Here is a 1,245-nt window from a genome sequence, read left to right as displayed (position 1 = left end):
TGTGGTGGTTTAATTTTGGTGGACACCCAGATAGGTTGAACCTAGGAGGTGAGTCATGACCAAGATAAAACGGCGTGCCTTTACGGCGGAGTTCAAGCTCGAGGCGGTGCGGATGGTGACAGACAAGGGCCTTGGCGTGCCCGAGGTCTGTGCATCATTGGGGCTTGGTGAGACAGCGCTGCGGCGCTGGCTGGTGCAGTACAAGGCGGACGTGTTGGGCAAGCCCGGCCCGGGGCTGCCGATCACCCCGGAGCAGCGACGTATCCGCGAGTTGGAGCTGGAGCTGCGCCAAGCCAAGCTGGACAATGAGTTATTAAAAAAAGCCTCGGCCTTCTTTGCCCGCGAGCTCAAGTGAGCTTTGCACTGGTGGCGCATCTGCAACAGAAGGCCTATGCCGTCAGCCACACCTGCCGGATGCTCGGCGTTAGTCGCTCCGGTTACTACGCCCAGCGTAGTCGACGGGTAAGGCCCAAGACCGTGCGCGAGCAGGTCTATGTTGCGGCGGCTTTTAGTGCCAGCGGCTCGACCTACGGCAGTCGGCGCATCTCCCGCGCGCTGCGATCTGACGGAGTGCAGATCGGCCGCTACCGGGCTCGCACCCTGATGCGCCAAGCGCATTTGCGGCCGGTCTGGAAGCGTCGGTTCATCGCCACCACGATCACCGACGTGGGCAAGCCGACGTTCAAGAACGTCCTGGATCGGCAGTTCGATGTGGATCAGCCGAACCGGGCCTGGGTGACCGATATAACCTGCATCCGAACCACGCAAGGCTGGCTGTATCTAGCCGTCGTGCTTGATCTTTACTCACGGCGCGTGGTCGGCTGGGCAACCTCACCGACCACGCATACCCCCATGGTGCGGCAGGCCCTGGAGATGGCGATCCGCCAGCGACGACCTGCCCGCGGGTTGTTACTGCACTCGGATCGGGGCTTCCAATACGCCAGCGGCGAGTATCAGGCGGTCCTGGCTCACCATGGCATCCAGTGCAGCATGAGCCGCAAAGGCAACTGCTGGGACAACGCCGTCATGGAGCGATTCTTCTTGAGCCTCAAGGTCGAAAGACTCTGGACAAGCCGATACGCCACGCGGACCGATGCACAGCGTGACATCCAGGACTATATCGAGAACTTCTACAACACCCGGCGGCTGCACTCTACGCTGGGCTATCTGACGCCGGCTGCCTATGAAGCCAGCCAGCGTCCAAAAAACACCTATCGACGTGTCCACTAAAACTTGACCACCACA

Annotated in this window: 1 protein-coding gene; it reads left to right on the top strand. The window is 60.9% G+C overall.

Annotated features, from left to right (window positions below; translation table 11 throughout):
• Positions 1–55: 55 nt before the first annotated feature.
• Positions 56–1,230 (top strand): IS3 family transposase gene (locus tag HV765_RS31625; RefSeq protein ID WP_217483411.1). Its coding sequence is split into 2 segments (ribosomal slippage): positions 56–326 and positions 326–1,230, totalling 1,176 coding nucleotides; the frame shifts between segments, so codons are not numbered across the junction.
• Positions 1,231–1,245 lie beyond the last annotated feature (15 nt).

The organism is Achromobacter kerstersii (assembly GCF_902859595.1).
GTDB lineage: Bacteria > Pseudomonadota > Gammaproteobacteria > Burkholderiales > Burkholderiaceae_B > Achromobacter > Achromobacter kerstersii.
Note: the sequence above shows the minus strand (reverse complement) of the source record. Positions and strands in the feature narration are given on the sequence as shown.